The sequence below is a fragment of the Leifsonia lichenia genome (assembly GCF_054780215.1).
Genome location: NZ_BAAGWT010000004.1, coordinates 282,981 through 300,499, shown reverse-complemented (window position 1 = coordinate 300,499; position 17,519 = coordinate 282,981). Strand labels below are relative to the sequence as shown.

At 69.5% G+C, this 17,519-nt stretch carries 15 protein-coding genes; 3 read left to right on the top strand and 12 right to left on the bottom strand.

All coding sequences use genetic code 11. The features are described 5' to 3' along the window. Positions 1 to 77 precede the first annotated feature (77 nt). The 3 genes from ACYVGI_RS11900 to ACYVGI_RS11890 all read right to left on the bottom strand — a co-directional run bounded on the left by ACYVGI_RS11900 (position 78) and on the right by ACYVGI_RS11890 (position 4,698). On the bottom strand, positions 78 to 1,742 hold the full coding sequence (locus ACYVGI_RS11900; protein ID WP_460632817.1) for an amidohydrolase: 1,665 nt from the start codon (positions 1,740 to 1,742) through the stop codon (positions 78 to 80). Continuing rightward, entirely contained in the window at positions 1,739 to 2,635 is an 897-nt protein-coding gene (locus ACYVGI_RS11895) for a molybdenum cofactor biosynthesis F family protein (protein ID WP_460632816.1), read from the bottom strand. The genes ACYVGI_RS11900 and ACYVGI_RS11895 overlap by 4 nt, the downstream gene beginning before the upstream one ends. A 77-nt stretch (positions 2,636 to 2,712) precedes the next feature. After that, a complete protein-coding gene (locus ACYVGI_RS11890; RefSeq protein WP_460632815.1) occupies positions 2,713 to 4,698 on the bottom strand; it encodes a primary-amine oxidase in 1,986 nt (661 codons plus the stop codon). A gap of 275 nt (positions 4,699 to 4,973) precedes the next feature. On the opposite strand from ACYVGI_RS11890, the gene ACYVGI_RS11885 reads away from it, so the two are divergent. The 3 genes from ACYVGI_RS11885 to ACYVGI_RS11875 are packed head-to-tail and all read left to right on the top strand — an operon-like array spanning position 4,974 to position 8,073. Further along, entirely contained in the window at positions 4,974 to 6,437 is a 1,464-nt protein-coding gene (locus ACYVGI_RS11885; RefSeq protein WP_460632897.1) for an APC family permease, read from the top strand. 23 nt (positions 6,438 to 6,460) lie between these two features. Further along, positions 6,461 to 7,228 carry an SDR family NAD(P)-dependent oxidoreductase gene (locus ACYVGI_RS11880; protein ID WP_460632814.1) on the top strand — a complete coding sequence of 256 codons (768 nt, stop codon included), beginning with the start codon at positions 6,461 to 6,463 and terminating at the stop codon, positions 7,226 to 7,228. A 38-nt stretch (positions 7,229 to 7,266) separates the two neighbouring features. Then, positions 7,267 to 8,073: an SDR family NAD(P)-dependent oxidoreductase gene (locus ACYVGI_RS11875; RefSeq protein ID WP_460632813.1), complete on the top strand. Its 807-nt coding sequence runs from the start codon at positions 7,267 to 7,269 to the stop codon at positions 8,071 to 8,073. 93 nt (positions 8,074 to 8,166) lie between these two features. Here ACYVGI_RS11875 and ACYVGI_RS11870 read toward each other — a convergent pair whose 3' ends face one another. From ACYVGI_RS11870 to ACYVGI_RS11830, 9 genes are all read right to left on the bottom strand, one after another. Beyond that, the gene (locus ACYVGI_RS11870) at positions 8,167 to 8,862 is read right to left on the bottom strand and encodes an ABC transporter ATP-binding protein (RefSeq protein ID WP_460632812.1); all 696 of its coding nucleotides are present in this window, start codon (positions 8,860 to 8,862) and stop codon (positions 8,167 to 8,169) included. Beyond that, on the bottom strand, positions 8,859 to 10,637 hold the full coding sequence (locus ACYVGI_RS11865; RefSeq protein WP_460632811.1) for a branched-chain amino acid ABC transporter ATP-binding protein/permease: 1,779 nt from the start codon (positions 10,635 to 10,637) through the stop codon (positions 8,859 to 8,861). The genes ACYVGI_RS11870 and ACYVGI_RS11865 overlap by 4 nt, the downstream gene beginning before the upstream one ends. Next, positions 10,624 to 11,484 carry a branched-chain amino acid ABC transporter permease gene (locus ACYVGI_RS11860; RefSeq protein ID WP_460632810.1) on the bottom strand — a complete coding sequence of 287 codons (861 nt, stop codon included), beginning with the start codon at positions 11,482 to 11,484 and terminating at the stop codon, positions 10,624 to 10,626. The genes ACYVGI_RS11865 and ACYVGI_RS11860 overlap by 14 nt, the downstream gene beginning before the upstream one ends. Positions 11,485 to 11,551: 67 nt before the next feature. Further along, complete coding sequence (locus ACYVGI_RS11855; RefSeq protein WP_460632809.1) at positions 11,552 to 12,739, bottom strand: ABC transporter substrate-binding protein; 1,188 nt, start codon at positions 12,737 to 12,739, stop codon at positions 11,552 to 11,554. A 129-nt stretch (positions 12,740 to 12,868) separates the two neighbouring features. Beyond that, positions 12,869 to 13,258 (bottom strand): nuclear transport factor 2 family protein, encoded by a 390-nt coding sequence (locus ACYVGI_RS11850; protein WP_460632808.1) that lies wholly within the window; start codon positions 13,256 to 13,258, stop codon positions 12,869 to 12,871. Positions 13,259 to 13,325: 67 nt separating this feature from the next. After that, positions 13,326 to 14,165: a MoaF C-terminal domain-containing protein gene (locus ACYVGI_RS11845; RefSeq protein ID WP_460632807.1), complete on the bottom strand. Its 840-nt coding sequence runs from the start codon at positions 14,163 to 14,165 to the stop codon at positions 13,326 to 13,328. A 26-nt stretch (positions 14,166 to 14,191) separates the two neighbouring features. Next, positions 14,192 to 14,971, bottom strand: coding sequence for an SDR family oxidoreductase (locus ACYVGI_RS11840; RefSeq protein WP_460632806.1), 780 nt, complete (start codon positions 14,969 to 14,971; stop codon positions 14,192 to 14,194). Beyond that, a complete protein-coding gene (locus ACYVGI_RS11835) occupies positions 14,968 to 16,101 on the bottom strand; it encodes a zinc-dependent alcohol dehydrogenase (protein WP_460632805.1) in 1,134 nt (377 codons plus the stop codon). The genes ACYVGI_RS11840 and ACYVGI_RS11835 overlap by 4 nt, the downstream gene beginning before the upstream one ends. Positions 16,102 to 16,356: 255 nt before the next feature. Then, a complete protein-coding gene (locus ACYVGI_RS11830; protein ID WP_460632804.1) occupies positions 16,357 to 17,328 on the bottom strand; it encodes an AraC-like ligand-binding domain-containing protein in 972 nt (323 codons plus the stop codon). Between the last annotated feature and the right edge of the window lie 191 nt (positions 17,329 to 17,519).

Sequence of the window (17,519 nt, the reverse complement as noted above, 5' to 3'; positions counted from 1 at the left end):
GATGGCGTCGTCGGCACGAACAGCAGCGTTGTCAACAAGTGTAGGGTAACCGCCCTCCCACACCGCGGAAGCCGCCGTCAGTCGCGTGAGAAGACCTGCTCACCCGCGAAATACGTCTGCTCGACGGCGACCAGGTGCAGCTCGTCGGCCGGAATCGCGAACGGATCCCGGTCGAGCACGACGAAGTCGGCGGACTTGCCGGGCTCGATCGAACCGGTGACGGCGCCGAGGCCCATCGCCGTCGCGCCGTTCACCGTGAACACCTCAATCGCCTCCGCGAGCGTGATGGCCTGTTCGAGGCCGAGCACGCCATCGCGCTGACCGGACGGGTCGGCGCGCGTCACGAGCCCTTCGATGCCCTCCCAGGCGTTCGGCGTCTCGCTCACCGGCCAGTCGGAGCCGCCGGCGACGAGCGCACCGGAGTCGATCAGGGCGCGGTTCGGCTGCAGCCCAGCGACCTCGTCGGCGGGGCGCACGGTGCTGAGCGCGTCCGCGATGACGCCGGGGAACCACAGGAACGGCGAGATGTCGGCGGACACCCCGAGCTGCGCGAACCGGGGCAGATCGCTCTCGGCGATGAACTGCCCGTGCGCGATCTGGTAGAGCGGGGCGGTGTGGCCCTCCGCCCGAACGGTCTCGACCGCATCCAGGACCATTCGCACGGCGGCGTCGCCAGAGCAGTGGATCTTGGCGGAGATGCCCTGCGCTGCGGTGCGGCGCAGCCAGTCGAGCAGCTCGTCGGCGGGCATCGTGGTGGTGCCGTGGAAATGCGCGCCGTGCGCGTCGGACGGCAGGTACGGCTCGAGGAAGGCGCCGCTGTGCGCGGGCGGCGTCCCGTCGAGGAAGATCTTGATGAAGTCCGGTCGGTGGTGTTCGCCGGTGAGTTCCCCGCGGTGCGCGATCAGCGCATCCCCGAGCTCGGCGTATCCGAAGATCTGGTCGTTGACGGTCATCGACGACACGACCCACGCCCGCAGCTCGCCGCGGTCGTCGAGGGCTTTCAGCGCCCGCATCTGATCCAGGGAGATCGCCGCATCCTGGAATGCCGTGATCCCGTACGAGTGCACGATCTCGATGGCGTGCGCCGACGACTGCTCCTGCTGCGCGGCGGTCAGCGTGACGGCGGGCCGGGCGACGTCCTCCACGAGCAGGCCGGCCGCTTCGAGCAGCACCCCGCTCGGCTCGCCGGTCTCCGGATCGCGCACGATGACGCCGCGCTCAGGGTCGGGCGTGGATGCGTCGATCCCGGCCAGTTCGAGCGCCCGCGAGTTCGCCCAGCGGTTGTGGTGGCTGTCGTCGGTGAGGAGCACGGGACGACCCCCTGCTGCTTCGTCGAGCCCGCGCCGCGCCTGGGCGTGCCCGAGCAGGTCGAGGAGTCCCGTGCCCCAGCTACTGCCGACGATCCACTCGTCGGGACCCTTCGTCGCCGCATACGCACGCACCGCGGCGAGGATCTCGTCGTAGCCCGCCGTGTTCGAGAAGGTCAGCTCGAACAGTGCGGCCCGCCCGGCGTGGGAGTGGTGATTGTGCACGTCGACGAGGCCAGGCATCACGAACGCTCCGGCGAGGTCGAGCACGGCGGTCTCCGCGCCGCGCACTGCGGCGAGGTCGTCCTCCGTCCCGACAGCGACGATCCGGCCGTCGCGCACGGCGAAGGCGTCAGCGCGTGACCGCTCGCCGTCTACCGTGTACACGGCGGCGTTCGTGACGAGAAAGTCGGCTGCCCCGTCGACGCTGCTCATCGCGTCGCGCCCGCAGCGTCGTCGTCAGGAGAAGCAGCAGCAGTGTGCGCCTCAGCACCCTCCGTCGTGCCGACCGCCGGGTCGTACGGCTCGGGATGCACGGTGTTGCTCAGCAGCCGCCCGTACGCCCCGAAGGTGAAGTGCGTCGGCACGGTTCCGGACTCGTCGAGCCCGAAGAGCACGCCGTGCGAGCGGATCGAGCGCACATTGCGGTGGTCGGCGATGGTCACAGACGCGCACGGGATGACCTTCTCGCGCCAGGTGAACACGTAGATGCCGGGGCGAATCTCCCAAACCGAGTTCTCGTCGGTGTCGGCCAGACCCTTCTCCGGTCCGGCGAGGCACTGCCAGGTGTACCACTGCGGGCTCAGGTAGACGTGCTCGTACGCGTGCTGGCTGCTGTACACCCACATCACGCGGCGGCCGATCAGCGCGGTGGTCGGGGCCGGCTCGGCACCGGCCGTCTCGATCCCGTCGATCAGGGACGGGACGAAAAGCTGGCGCACGGCGGTGGTGCCGGGGAACTGGTCGCCGATGCCCTGGATGATCGACAGCGCGCGGCCGTTGGTCAGGTCGATGACGAGCGACACGGCCTCGTCCGGCTTGTGCTGGTGGTGGAACTGCGCGAAGTACAGTCCGCCGTCGACCTCGAACGCCTCGTACGGGTCGGTGCCGGACGACGCGGGGATCGCATCCGTCGCTCCCGGCTGGTACTCCCACTCGACGCTTTCCGCCCCGAACCGGTGCACGATCCGCGTGCCGCGCTCGTCGACGAGCGTCACGGTGCGGCCGTCGAGGTCGCCGCTGAGTTCTGCCTTGTTGGCGTCGAACCCGGGAGCGAGGCCGTCGAGCGGCAGCCAGGTGGAGGTGTCCGACAGGGTGAGTGCGCTCATGATGTCTCCGTTTCGATGTGGCGTGTGTGGCGAGTGAAGCGTGTGTGGCGTGTGAAGCGTGCAGGCTCGGTCACAGGTCAGTGCTCGCAACTGCACGCGCTGCCGCCACCGCAGCAGGCGGCAGCGGCTGACGCGCCGTCCGGCAGGTCGAGCGCTGGGTTGCGGTCGAGGAAGCCGTACGGCTTGAACAGGAAGCCCGAGTAGTCGACGGGCATGATCGGCCAGTCCTCCGGGCGCGGGATGTGGGTGGGCCCGAAAACGTGCCAGAGCACGATGTCCGCGTCTTCGAGCGAGCGGTCCGCCGCAGTCCACGCCGGCAGGCCGGCGCCGCCGGCGTGTGCGTTGGGGTAGTCGCCGGCCGGGAAGCGCTCGGCAGGGTCGAACGCCGTCGCCCACAGGTGTTTGGTGGCGAAGGTCGCCCGTCCGTAGACCGTCGACTCCGGCTGCGCCATCAGCGTCGCCCCCGGCTGCGGGATGAGGTGGTAGGCCGTCGGCTTGCCCACCAGGTTGCGCCGCTCGGCGCTGGTGATCTCCCACACCCGCGACGACGCCGTGTTCGCCAGCCGTGCCGCATCCCGTTCGCTCCGGATGGGCGTGGTGTTCCAGGTGAACGCGTTGCCGTACGGGTTGTCGTCGCCGATCGGGATGCCGACCACATCCACTTCGGCGAGCGAGTTGCGCTCACCGTCGATGGCGACGTCGAGCCTGGCGCAGAACAGGTGCTGGTGCACGGGAGCGAACAGCCCGGGCGCGATCTCGGTGGCGTGCGGGTCGTCAGACCCGGGGATGCCCGCTCCGGCGAACACGATGCCGGTGGCTTTGGCCTCGACCTGGATGGTGCCGTCGAGGTAGAAGTACCAGAAGAAGCCGTAGTCGTAGTTGCCGATGGTGGAGAAGTAGGAGACCACGAGTCTGCGCGAACGGCGCACCTCGGCCTTGCCGTTCAGATCGGTGTGCTTCCAGAGCACGCCGTAGTCCTCTTCGTGCATGCACACGACCTGGGGGATGGTCATCGGGTTGCCGTGGTCGTCGGCCACGACGCCATCGAAGTAGTGGATGACGCCGAGACAGTCGCAGCCGAGCGTCAGACTGTTGGCGTTCTTGCCGAGCAGGTACTCGCCGGCGTCGAAGTAGCTGATCCAGAAGCGTGTCGGCGTCGTGTCGCCGTACGGCACGACCATCTCCGGCACGGAGGCGCGTGAGAGCACGGGCCGGTGCTCGTCGCCGTCGCGGAAGCTCACCTGGTTGAGCACGAGCCCTTCGCGGGCGTTGAACCCGACGCGGAACCTCCAGTTCTCCCACTCGACCGCCTGTCCGTCGACGTGGAAGCTCGGGCCGTCCGGCTGGGTGATCTCGATCGGCTTGAGCGAGGTGCGCGCCGGCCCGACCGTGGCAGCGTCGTAGTTGCCGTCAAGAGCGGGAACGGGCACATCGCCCTCGTCCTCGACCCTGATGACCTCGCCCTTGGTGAGGTCGATGTGCACGATGAGTCCTTCGACCGGGTGCGACCACGGCGAGTCCTCCTGGCTCGACCGCAGGAACGTCAGCGACCGGATGGCGCGCCTGCCGGCTTCGTCCGCCCTGTTGAAGAACCCGGGAGCGAGCGGCGCGCAGAACGCCAGCTCGATGCGATCCGCCAGCCCGCGGCGCGTCATGGCCGCCTGCCACTCCGGCGACGCCTTCGCGATCCGCTCGGCGGCCTCGTACTCTTCGAGGAGGTACTGCGGCTGGCCGTATGGCGCGTCCGCCGTCGCCAGCGGCGTGTGGCTCACGAGCTCGGACGTGGTGACCGAGACGACTGCCTCCGCCGATTCGCCCGTCGCGGTGTCGAGCAGCACGAACAGGATGCGCCGATCGATCGCATCCCCTGGCTGGAAGGCGGCGACGGCCTCCTTCGACGGCTCGACCGGCAGGACGGACGGGAACCGTGTGTCCTGCCCGATCAGCCCTGCCGCGTCGAGGATGTCGCGACCGCGCGAGAGTTCGGCGGCGGTCAGCGGGTCCAGGGGGTGTGCGACAGCGGTCGGTGCGGTCGAGGTGCTGGTGTGGTGGTGCGCGGACATGGACATCCTTCTCGTGGTGGTCTGTTCAGTATCGAAGCCGTACTCCATCCTGCGGAATGGGGCTGGGTGCGATGTTCCCTTTGAGTCAAGTTGTGTGCAGTTGAAGCCAAGGCCAACCTGTGGAGGAAACGGGAGCATCGCAGTAGCCGTGGCGAATCCCGTGCCGCGCCGACCGAGGAGTACCTCCCGTGACCTCCACAGAACAGGCAGACAACGTCGTCGCCGTGACACCGAACACGCGTCCGAGGCGCCTCGGAGTCCCCGCCGTCACGTTCATGATCATCGCGGCGTCCGCCCCGCTCACCGTGCTCGCCGGCGGCGTCACCACCACCTTCGCCGTCACCGGGGTGACCGGCGTGCCGCTCTCGTTCCTCATCCTCGGTGTGACGCTCGCGATCTTCGCTGTCGGCTACGCGGCGATGAGCCGGTTCGTCACCAACGCGGGAGCGTTCTACTCCTACGTGGCCCGCGGCATCTCGCGGCCGGCCGGCGTCGGCGTCTCGATCGTGGCCCTGGTGTCGTACAACGCCATGCAGATCGGCGTCTACGGGCTGTTCGGCTTCCAGGTCTCGTCGCTGCTGAACGCGAAGTTCGGCTGGGATGTGCCGTGGTGGGTGCCGATCATCGTCTGCATCGCCCTGATCGCCGTGCTCGGCGTGAACCGCGTCGACCTCTCTGCGAAGGTGCTCGGTGTGCTGGTCGCCCTCGAGTTCGTGGTGGTCATCGTCTATGACGTCGCCGCCTTCATCGTCGCGCCGGAGGGCGTGAGCGGCGAAGCGCTGAGCCCGTCCAGCCTGTTCGTCACCGGCATCGGCGCGGTGTTCGCGTTCGGCATTGCCGCTTTCATGGGCTTCGAGTCCGCCGCGATCTACGGCGAGGAGTCGAAGGACCCGAAGCGCACGGTCGCCAGGGCGACGTACACCGCTGTCGGCATCATCGCCCTGTTCTACGCGCTGTCGTCCTGGGCGATGACGGTGGGCTCCGGCCCGAGCAAGGTCATCGCCGACGCCACCAAGCAGGGCCCCGACCTCATCTTCACCTTCCTGTCCACGAATGTCGGCGTCGTCGTCAGCGACATCGCCCAGCTCCTCTTCGTGACCAGCCTGTTCGCCTCGCTCGTCAGCTTCCACAACGCCGTCGCCCGCTACTTCTTCTCGCTGGGCCGCGAGGGCGTGCTTCCGGGCTGGCTGTCCCGCGTGCGCGCCAGCAGCGGGGCGCCGTGGGCAGGTTCGGTGACCCAGACCGTGCTCGCCGTCGTCGTCATCGCCGCGTTCGCCATCGCGAGCGTCGGCTGGGTGCCTCCTGAGGGAGCCCCCGCAGCGCTGTTCCCCGTGCTGACCCTGTTCTCCTGGCTGACCAACAGCGGCGCGATGGGGCTGGTGCTGCTGATGGCCATCGTCTCGGTCGCCGTGATCGGCTTCTTCCTGCGCGACGGCCGCGGCGTCAGCGTCTGGCAGCGGCTCGTCGCGCCGATCGTCTCCGGGGTCGCCCTGCTCGTGGTGTTCGTGCTGATCCTGGTGAACTTCAACGTGCTGCTCACCAGCGACCCGACGGCGCCGCCGACGGCGACCACCTTCATCCTGCCCGCCATCGTGATCGTGCCCGGCATCCTCGGCATCGTCTGGGGCGTCATCCTCAAGAAGCGCAACCCGCGCGTGTATGCGCAGATCGGCCATGGCACGGAGGAAGCCGGAGCGCCCGAACTGGCCGGAGCGCCCGAACTGGCCAGGGAAGACTGAGCGGCGAGGACCTGGCGCAGCAGATGGATCTCCAGCTCGACGGCCGCGCCGTGCTCGTGACGGGCGCGGCGAGCGGCATCGGCCGGGCGTGCGCGCTGGCGTTCGCGGCGGAAGGCGCACGCGTCGCGCTGCTCGACCGGGATGCGCGGGGGCTGGCCTCCGTGGAGGCCGAACTGCGCGCATCCGGGGCTGCGGCTGTGGTCGCGGTCCGGGTCGACGTCACGGACGAGGCGTCCGTCTCCGCGGCGGTCACGGCAGCGGCAGCAGCACTGGGCACAGTGGATGCGGTGATCGCCTGCGCCGGCATCTCCGGTCCGTTCGGTTCCCCTGTCGACCAGATCGCGCTCGCGGACTGGAACGCCGTGCTCGCCGTCAACGTCACGGGCCCGTTCCTGATCGTGAAGCACGCGCTGCAGCACCTTCGGCTCGCCGCGCAGCCCGCCGTCGTGCTGCTCGCCTCCGATTCGAGCTTCGTCGCGGCGCCAGGGATGGTGCCGTACAACGCATCCAAGGGGGCGGTGCTGCAGCTCATGCGCGCGCTGTCGGTCGACCTCGCAGCGGACGGTGTGCGGGTCAACGCCGTGTGCCCGTCGATCGTGGACACCCCGATGGCGCGCGCCGACCTCGGGGTGGAGCCCGGCGGGTTCGCGGATGCGGAGTTCCCCGTGCAGAGCCCGGACGAGGTCGCCAGGCACGTCCTCTACCTCGCGTCGCCGGTCTCCCGGCCGGTGAACGGGCACGCGCTCGTCTCCGACTTCGGGTATCTGGCGCGTTCGTCCTTCCCCGCGTGAGGCGCGCGGGGCCGACCACCAAGAGAGAGCAGGCAGTCGTGCCACTGAGCCGAGCATCCGTCGACGGCAAAGTCGTCGTCATCACCGGGGGAGGGACGGGCATCGGCGCCGCGACCGCCCGCCGCTACGCAGCGGAGGGCGCACATGTCGTGCTCGTCGGGCGGCGACAGGGGCCGCTCGACGCCGTGGCCGCTGAGACGGGCGGCGTCGCCGTCGTCGCGGATGCGAGCGTGCGCGAGGACGCGGAGGCGGCGGTGCGCAGGGTCGTGACCGAGCTCGGCCGCATCGACGTGGTGGTCGCGAACGCGGGCGGCCACGGGGTGGGAACGGTCGACGAGACCGACGACGCTGCGTGGGAGCTGTCGTTCCGCACCAATGTCACCACGGCATTCGTGCTCGCCAGGGCTGCTCTGCCGCAGCTCGTCGAGTCGCACGGCCAGATCGTGATCGTGTCGTCGCTCGCCGGGCTGTTCGCCGGCCCCGGCGTCGCGGGCTACACGGTCGGCAAGCACGCGCTGATCGGTCTCACCCGCTCGCTCGCACGCGACTACGGCCGCTACGGGGTGCGCGTCAACGCGGTCTGCCCAGGCTGGGTGCAGACGCCGATGGCCGACGAGGAGATGGACGATTTCGCGCGCGCGGCTGGGCTGGCGAGTCGCGAGGACGGCTACCGCATCGTGACGGCCGCCGTTCCGCTGGCCCGCCCGGCTCAGCCGGACGAGATCGCCTCGGTGATCCGCTTCCTCGGCTCCGCAGAGTCCTCCTACGTGACCGGCGCCACCATCGTCGCCGACGGCGGCGCCCACATCGTCGACGTGCCCACCATCCCCCTCGACGCCCCCTGATAATCGAGCCCAGGGTTTTTCACCGTAAACCGCGCGGATACGGTGAAAAACCCTGGGCTCGATGGCGTCGGTCGGGGGAAGTGGGGAAGGGGGTCAGGGGGCGCCGAGGTAGGCGCGGTGGAGGATCTCGGGGGAGGACTGGAGGGTGGATGCGGTCCCGGCGTAGGTGACCCGGCCGCCCGCGACGACGAGCGCGTCGGTGGCGACGCCGAGGGCGAGGTGCGTGAACTGCTCCACCAGCAGCACGCCGACCCCGGATTCGCTGAACTGCTTGATCATCGGAAGCAGCCGCATGAACACCACCGGCGCGAGCCCCAGCGACATCTCGTCGATCAGCAGGAACCGCGGCTTCGACGCGAATGCGCGAGCCAGCACCACCATCTGCTGCTCGCCGCCGGACAACAGCCCGGATGCGCTCGTCCGCCGCTTCTCCAGCTCGGGGAACTGGGCGAGCGCCTCGTCGACGCCCTCCTGCGTGCCAGCGGTGAGCCGGATGTTCTCCTGCACCGTCAGCGACGGGAAGATCGCGCGCCCCTGCTCGATGTGCACGATGCCGCGTCGTGCGCGCTGCACTCTCGACAGCTTGGCGATCGACTCGCCGGCGACGCTGATCGTCCCTCCGCTCGGCGCGACGATCCCGGAGATCGATTCGAGCAGGCTGGTCTTCCCTGCGCCGTTCGGGCCGACGAGCGCCGTGATCTGTCCCGGTTCAACGACGAGGCTGACGTCGCTGATCACGGGGCCCGCCCCGCGGCTGACCGTGACAGATTCCAGGACGAGCGCGTTCACAGCATCTCCGTTTCACCCATGTACGCCTTCATGACGGCGGGGTCGGCGAGCACCTCCGCCTGCGGTCCGCTGGCGAGCACTTCGCCGAAGTCGAGCACCGTGATGGTCGAGCAGACAGAGCGGACGAGGTCGAGGTCGTGCTCGATCAGCACGATGGACATCCCGAACCTGGCCGGCGCCTGCACCAGTCGCGCGCCGAGTTCCAGGTGCTCCTCGTGCGAGAGACCGGCCGCCGGCTCGTCCAGGATCAGGATGCGCGGGCTGGCGAGCACGTTGGCCGCCACTTCCACGAGGCGCCGGGTGCCCACATCCACGTTCTGCAGGCGGGTGCGGGAGGTGGGGCAGCCGAAGAAGGCGAGTGTGTCGTCGATCTCCGCGGCGGTGAGTCGTCTGCGGGCGACGAAGCGCACGTACGCCTCGACGGTCAGCGTGGGAGGCACCCTGTCCTGCTGGAAGGTGCGGCGAAGGCCGAGCCTGGCCCGCGCCGTCGCCGACAGGCCGCGCAGGTCGCGTCCGTCGAGCGAGACCGCGCCGGTGTGCTGCGGCAGGAATCCGGTCACCGCGTCGACGAACGTCGACTTGCCTGCGCCGTTCGGCCCGATGAGTCCCATGATCGTGTTCGGCGGCACCGAGAGGCTCACACCGTTCAGAGCCTTCACCTGCCCGAACGCGACGCCGAGGTCGTCGACGACGAGCACGGGAGCGGCGGACGGGTCGGGCGCTGGGAGAACTGCTGGCGGCGCGGCCAGGAGGGAGGGCGCGGATACCCCGGGCGCGCCTGCCTCATCGACCGCCGCAGCCGGCTCCACGGGATGCTTCGCCGCCTGCCTCTTCCACCAGGCGTTCCGGATGCTCTGCCCCAGGTTCGACCCGCTGGTCAGCGCCTGAACGCCGAGCACGCCGAAGATCACGAATCCCCAGTCCTGCGGGATGCCCCAGCGCTTCAGCAGCTCTGGCACGGCGATCCAGACGATGCCGCCGAAGATCGCCATGTCGATGAGGTATGCGCCGGACATGATCGCCAGTACGTAGAGCGCGAGCGACTGGATGGGCGTGAAGCTGCTCGCGAACGGCAGCCCCACCTGCCCGGCGATCAGTCCGCCGCTCACCCCGCCGAGTGTCGCGCTGACCGCGAACGCGGTGAGTTTGGAGCCGGGGACGCTGGCGCCGACGGATGCGGTGCCTCGCTCGGAGAACGCGACAGACTTCCAGCTCGACCCCCACCTCCCGCGCTGCAGGAAGTACACCCCGATGCCGCAGATCACCAGCACGAGCACGCTGAAGAAGAAGTACGACCTGTCGTCGCTGAACGCATCCGGCCGCAGCACGGAGACGCCGTCCGTCGAGCCGGGGAACTGGATCTGCACCAGGGTGACGTCGGCCGCCGCGGCGAAGCCGAGCGTGACGACCGCGAGGTTGACCCCGCGCAGTCGCAGGGCGGGCAGGCCGACGAGCACGCCGACCACCCCGGCCGCCAGGCCGCCGAGGATCAGCCAGACGATGAAGCCGCCCGGCGCGTTGAGCACGTTCAGCAGCGAGACGATCCACGCCCCGACCGCGGCGAACGTCAACTGGCAGAGGGCGATCATGCCGGCGCTGCCTGTCACGATGCCGAGTCCGAGGATCGCGATGGCGGCGACGACGGCGCTCACGGCGAGGAAGACGAAGTAGCCGGAGAGCGAGACGCTGAGCAGGTATCCGGCTGCGAGGCCGATGGCTCCGACGATGAACGGCAGGGCGATCCGTGCCGCGGGGGTGCCGCTAGCGCGCCGCATCCCACACCTCCTTGCGCTGCGTCCACAGCAGGAATCCGATGATGAACAGGAACGGCAGGAAGTTCCGGATGAACGACACCTGGTCGATCTGCGCCACCAGCCCGCTCAGCAGGCCGAGCACCAGGCCGCCGATCACGGCGAGGTCGAGTCGCCGGAACGCCCCGAGCAGGGCGGCGGCGGAGGCGGGGACGATGAGCATCGACAGGCTGGTCGCGTCGTTGGACTGCGATGGGGCCACGATGATGATGACGAGCGCCGAGATGATCCCGGTCACCGCCCACACCGCCACGCTGAGCGGTCGGGCGGGGATGCCGATCAGCTCGGCCGTCGTCGGCCGCTCCGACAGGGCGCGCAGCTTGGTGCCGATCGAGGTGCGGGTGAGCACCAGGCGGCAGGCCAGCGCGACGACGATCGCCAGCACCACGGTGGCGACCGTGACCTGGCTGACCACCACGCCGCCGATCGAGAACGCGGGTCCGGAGAGGATCGGGCTGAACGGCTGCGGCTTGTTCCCGAACAGGATGAAGGAGAGCGAGATGAGCAGCAGCAGCGGCCCGACGGTCACCGCCGAGCGCGTCGTGGTGTCCGCCTCCGGCAGCCAGGTGGCGATGATGAGTCCGATCAGGGCGCTGAGCGCGCCGCCGATGAGCACGCCGGCCAGGGAGCCGAGCCAGATCGGCCAGCTTGCGTGACTGACCAGCCACACGGCGACGAAGCCGCCGAACATTCCTGTCGCGGCCTGGGAGAAGTTGACGACCCGCACCAGGCGGGACATCAGGGTGAGACACACCGCGAGCACGGCGTATAGTCCGCCGGCAGCGAGACCGGCGAGGGCGCCCTGCAGCATCCGGGCTCCTTTCAGAAACAGTGGATGCGGGGCTCGCCTCCGCACGGAAGGCGAGCCCCGCTGGTGGTCACTTCTTGGGGATCGTGATCCAGTCGTCGCCGTTCAGCTCCCAGGCGTTCTTGCCTGTGACGAGCTTGATCGGCCACCCTGCGGTGTTCCCGTCGTGCACTTTCGCCGTTCCGAAGGTGTACGGCGTCCCGACCATCGGGTTCTTGATCGGCTGCATGTCGTGCAGTGCCTTCGTGACCGAATCGCGGGTGATGTCGCCCTTGATGCCCTCTGCCACCTGGATGAAGTACTTGGCAGCGAGGTAGCCGCCCTGCGAGAACGACGTGAGCGGGATGTTGTTCTTCGTCATCAGGTCGCGCCAGTCCTTGTTGATGTCGCTGGACGCGTCGGTGAACGGGTAGAACTCGGCCGGGACGTAGATGCCTGCTCCTGCGTCGCTGACCGCCTTGGCGAAGTTGTCGCTGTAGACGCTGGTGAGGTAGAGCCAGTTCACGTCTTTCCAGCCCTGCGCGTTCGCCGCCTTGACCTGGGCGATGGCGTCGGGTTCGACCGGGTTGATCGCGAGGGCCTTGCAGCCGGCGTCCTTCGCCTTGACGATGTACGGCGTGTAGTCGCTCGCGCCGTACGGCACGGTGTCGTCGATGTAGAGCGGCTTCTTGCCGGTGAGCTCCGTCCACGTGTCGATGGCCTTCTGGTACGCGGGGCGGGTGCTTCCCGCGATCTCCAGCAGCACGCAGATGTTGTCGAGTTTGGCGACCTCCGAGCCCCAGTAGAGCGTGAGCGTCATGTCGTTGAACGGCCCGACGTTGGCCGGGGAGATGTTGGGGCTGTCGAAGCAGCCGGTGTCCACCCCGACCCCTGGGATGCTGAGGACCTTCTGCTGCTCGTAGTACTTCGCGTTGATCTCGCACTCGATCAGGCTCGCGGAGCCGACCATCGCAACGGCCTCGTCGCTTCCCACGATCTCGCGGGCGTTGGCCGATGCCGTGGCGGGGTCGCCCTTGTCGTCGAGCGCCTTGTAGTCGATCTTGTGGCCGTTGATCCCGCCCTTGGCGTTCTGGGCGTCGAAGACGGCCGCTGCGGCGAGCGACGCCTCGGGGAAGGTCGCCGGACCGCTCTTGGTGTTGACCGATCCGACCACGATCGGAGCCTTGCCGTCGCCGCTGCCGCCTGCGCTGCAGCCGCTCAGCACGAGTGCTGCGGATGCCGCGAGCGCCGCGGTGGCGTAGAAAAGGTGTTTCCTCATGCGCTTCCCTGCCTCTCGGGTTGCGCCACGACCACTTCGTCGTGGCATCTCGTTCTGAAACCTACGGCCGGGTGCCCTGCCGCCGGTTGCCTGTGGCTGCACCCTTCTTGCCCGTGCGCGCTCTGGTGACTAGGCGAGCGCATCCCGGACGCGCGCGGTGTCGGTGAACTGCTCGAACGCCACGACCTGGCCGTCTGAGAGCCGCCAGACGTGCGCGACCCTGGCCTCGAAGGCCAGGCCGGTTTCCTTGTTCGTGCCGCTGTATGTGCCGAGGCCGACGATGGTGTCTCCGCCGTCGATCAGCTCGGTGATCGCGGCCGTGTAGCCGTCCCAGTCGGCGCCGATGCGCTCGAAGACGCCTGCGCGCACCTCGTCGGGGCCGACGTATGTGCCCGCGTACGGGAAGCCGGCCATCTCGGTCCAGCGGGCGTCGGCGGCGAGCGGGGCGAGCATCCCGTCGATGTCGCCTCGGTCGCTGGCGTCGTAGTGGGCCTTGATGATGTCGTGGTTGCGTGTCATGGCTGTGCTCCGATCGGTGGATGCGGTGGATGCGCTGGGTTCTGGATGCGACGGGTTCTGGATGCGTTCACACCGGCTGCGCGTCGGGGTACGACACGGAGCCGAGCGGGTAGATGTGGCCACCCGCGCGCGAGTGCTCCGACTCGCCCGCGCCGTTCAGCCCGAGGAAGATCCCGGTGGTGCGCAGGGCGTAGCCGAGGTCGTGCAGCCAGACGCTCGCGACCGCGATCCGGAATTCCCGGAAGCAGAACAGGTAGAGTCCGTCGGCGAACTTCCACACGGTGGACAGGTCCATGTCGCCGTGCCCGCGCTGCACGCCCTCCAGGCACTGCCAGGCGTAGCGCTGCGACGAGACGTAGACGTGCTCGTAGAGGTGGTGCGGGCTGTAGCGGTAGATGTTGCGCTTGCCGATGAGGTCGCGGGACGGGCCGGGGACCTCTCCGGCGGGCTCTCCTGCATCGGTGACGGCGGCGTGGAACGTCTGCCGCACACGGGGCGTGCCGTCCACGTCCTCCTCGCCGATCACCGAGCGCGCGACGAGCGCGCGGTGCGTCGTGGTCGAGAACACCACCGTGATCGCCTCCCGCTCCACGCTCGTCAGCGGCAGGTTCACGAAGATCACGTCGTCGCGGGCGGCGACGGCGTCGTACGGGTCACGGCCGCCGCGCGCGCGGTCCGCCCCGTCCGCGCCGTCAGCGCCGTCTGCGCCGTCAGCGGCACCGGAGGCGGTCCACACCACGGCCTCCGTCTCGAACGCCAGGGTCAGTGTCGAGCCGTCGTCGAGGGTGAGCGCGAGCTCCGTTCCCGCGAGGTCGGTGTTCGGCAGCCGGTAGGTGTCGATCCCCGCGGCGAACTCGTCGTAGGTGCGCCATTCGTCCGTCGCCGGGTCGTGCGTGGTGTCCGTCATCGTGTTCCTTTCGTTGTCCGCGCGTCTCAGCGCAGGGAGTATCCGCCGTCGATCAGCAGGTCGGTGCCGTAGCAGTAGCCCGCGTCGTCGGAGAGCAGGTAGAGGGCGCCTGCCGCGATCTCGTCGATCGTCGCGAACCGGCCGGGGACGGTGTTCGGAAGCCACTGCGCGTGCATGGCGGTGTCTCCGTCGAGGAACGGCGTGGACACGTAGCCGGGGGAGACCGTGTTCACCCGCACCCCTCTGCCGCCCCACTCGACCGCAAGAGTGCGCACCATCGCCGTCACACCGGCCTTGGCGGTGTTGTAGTGCACCGTGCGCTGGGGAACGTTCACCACCCGATTGCCCGACATGGATGCGACGGCCACCATGCTGCCCCGTCCGGCGGCGAGCATGGTCGGCGCGAACGCCTGCAGTGTCAGGAACACCCCGCGGAGGTTCACCGCGAGCACGGCGTCGAACTCGATGATCGGCAGCTCTTCGGCCGCCGTGTCCGACCCGCGGATGCCCGCGTTCGCGACGACATGGTCGATGCGGCCACCGGTGAGCGCGAGAAGGTCGGCCGCCGCCTGGGCGACGCTGTCGGCGTCGGAGACGTCGCAGGACAGGTGCTCGCCGATTCCGCCGGGCTCCACGTCGAGGCCGAAGACGGTCGCTCCCTCCGCGGCGAGCCGGGAGGCGATGCCGCGACCGATCCCGCTGGTAGTGCCGCTGACCGCGACGATGCGCCCGTCGAACCGGTCGGCGCTCCCTGTGCTCCCTGCGTTCCCTGCGTTCCCTGTGCGCCCTGCGCCCACGCCGCTCATCGGGCTGAGACCCCGACGGTCGGGTCGATCACGGCTTTCAGCACGCCGCCGTCGCGGTTCTCGATCACGTCGTACGCGGTCCGCACCTCGTCGAGCCCGAACCGGTGGGTGACCAGCGATGCGTAGTCGAACTCGGCGCGTTCGAGCATCCGGATCGCCGGCTCGAAACCGCCGGCGGACAGGAACGACGGCAGTAGGTCGACCTCCCTCGTCAGCAGGTCCTCGTCGGCGAGGAACGTCACAGGAGCGTTCGCCCCGCACGCACCGGCGAGCACGACGCGCCCGCCGCGTCGCACCAGTCGCACCGCCTGCTGCTGCGCGGCCGTCGCGCCCGCGATCTCGATCACCACGTCGGCCAGTCGTCCGTCGAGGTCGGCTCTGACCGCATCCACGGCGTCGGATTCGCGGGAGTTCACCACGGCGTCGGCACCGAACCGTCTCGCGAGCTCCAGGCGGTTGGCGCGCGTGCCGACGACGATCACGCGCCCAGCCCCGGCCGCGCGTGCGGCAGCGGCGGCGAGGATGCCGACCGGTCCCGGCCCGATCACCACCACGGACTCGCCGGGGGCGACCCGCCCGCGAGCGATGGCGCGGCAGGCGACCGCCAGCGGTTCGACCAGCACGGCGCTCTGCCAGGGGACCGCATCCGGCAGCCGGTGCACGATCGCCTCGCGGGGCACGAACAGGTGCTCCGCGTAGCCGCCCCAGAGCCCGGGCGTCACGGTGCGCGGGATGTTCACCCCGAGCTGGCGACCGTGAGGGAGACCGGAGGACGGGTCGTCCGCCTCGCACAGGTTGTATCTGCCTTCGCGGCAGCGGGCGCAGACCTGGCAGGGCAGCAGCATCTCCACGGCGACCCTGTCGCCGACCGACAGTCCGCGCGTCGCCGCCGCGGCATCGCCGATGGCCGCGACCTCGCCGACGAACTCGTGGCCGGGCACCAGAGGGAACGGGTCGCCGATGTGCCCGGCGAGGAGGTGCAGGTCCGTCGCGCACACGCCGACGAGGGCGATGCGCAGGATGAGGTCGTCCTGTCCAGGGGAGGGGAGAGCCTGCTCGGCGGTCTCGATCACACCCGCGGATGGGAAGACCACCTGACGACTGACCGGGGGAAGGGCGGTGCCTGGCATACGGGTTCCGTTTCCGCCCACGCTGCGTCGCGCGGGTCGGACCCATCGTGCGCGGCGGCATCCACCGGCATCAATGGCGCGCCCTGGATCGTGCCCCGACCGTCAAGCCTCGTTCCCTCCCCGACAATCGCTGGGGCCGCGACCCATCGAGTGGTCCCGAATTGCCGTGGCGCCCGTGCGCGCGCGACAAGTCGGGACCACTCGATGGGTGCGGTGGGCGGCGGAGGCGCGCGGAGCGGCGCGACGGGCGGCGCGTCAGGCGGCGCGACCGGAGGCGCGCAGCTCGCTCGGCGACTCCGCGTAGGTCGCCTTGAACACGCGCGAGAAGTGCGCGGCGTCCACGAATCCCCAGCGGGCGGCGATCGCCGCCACCGGCCGGTCACCGTAGAGCGGGTTGAGCAGGTCGCGGCGGCACCGTTCGAGCCGCCTGGTGCGGATCCACGAGGAGACGGTCGTGCCCTGCTCGCGGAACAGCCCGTGAAGGTGCCGGGTGGAGATGAAGTGGGCGGCGGCGATCTGCGTCGGGCCGAGGTCGGTGGAGGCGAGATTCGCGTCGATGTACGCCCGGATGCGCTGCATCAGCGCCTGGTGCGGGTTGCCTGGCCCGCTGGCGATGTCGAGCTCGTTGGCGAACATCGTGGTCACCAGGTCGAGCGCACTGTGGGCGAGCCTGGCGCCGGTGGCTCCGTTGAGCTGTTCCAGGTTGCCGACGAGCTGGGCGAGGAACGGCACGATGATGCTGCCGACGCCGGTCTTACCGCTCATCGTCACAGCCGTGAGCTGGGCGACGACGTCAGCGGGAAGGTCGATGAGGTGCTTCGGGAACATGACGACCATCGTGCGGAAGTCGTCGTCGAAGACGAGCGAGTACGGCCGGTGGGTGTCGTAGACGGCGAGGTCGCCCGGCTGCAGCACGGCCTCCCTGTTGTCCTGGATGAGCAGACCGGTGCCGGAGAGCTGCAGGCTCAGCTTGAAGTAGTGCCGGTCGGAGCGCGCGATGAGCTCCGGCGTCCGCTCGACCACGTGCTCTGCGGCGCTCACCTCGGACACGTGCACCTCGTCGGCGTCCGCCGATCGGATGCGCCCCCAGAACGGGTCGGGATGCGAACTGGTCACGTGCAGGGGAACGAACGACTCGGACACCGCCGTGCGGAACTCGCTGAAGTTCCTCGCGACGGACGTGGTCACGCGCGACGGACTGACGGCCTGCGTTGTCGGGTATGGCACGGGTCACCTCATCTGAATCGGGACGACACTGTATACGATCCGTGACACGGATCGTATCACGCGCGCCCCCGCGCGCCTCCCGCTCGCCTCCTCGCTTTCCGCCCTGCTTGCCCCCGACGCCATCGAGCCCAGGCTTTTTCACCGCAATCCGCCGCGTTACCGTGAATAACCCTGGGCTCGACGGCGGCGTC